The 307-nt window shown below is 70.4% G+C and carries 1 protein-coding gene; it reads right to left on the reverse strand.

The genetic code is table 11. The features are described from left to right. Positions 1-307, reverse strand: a 307-nt coding sequence (ampE, locus tag LO50_RS23445; protein WP_044316542.1) for a regulatory signaling modulator protein AmpE, incomplete at both ends; no start/stop codon positions are given.

A 307-nucleotide genomic window follows, 5' to 3' on the forward strand; every position in this document is an offset into this window, starting at 1 on the left:
GGCGCCTGCCTGCGCCAGCAATACAGGGCCTGGCGGGTCCGCCCGAGCAGCGCATAGGTCAGCGCCACCAGCCGCGCCGGAACATAGTTGAGCGCATCGTCGATCCGCGCCGCGGCCCAGCCGAAGCGCTCGAAACGCGCATTGCGGTAGCCCCACATGGCATCCAGGGTGTTGCTCAGGCGATAGAGCACGACACCCGGCCCACCGGCGACGGCGAACCAGAACAGCGCGGCGAACACCGCATCGCTGCCGTTCTCCAGCACCGATTCGGTGGCGGCGCGGGCCACGCCCGTTTCGTCCAGCGCCG

Source organism: Stutzerimonas stutzeri (genome assembly GCF_000935215.1).
Classification (GTDB): domain Bacteria; phylum Pseudomonadota; class Gammaproteobacteria; order Pseudomonadales; family Pseudomonadaceae; genus Stutzerimonas.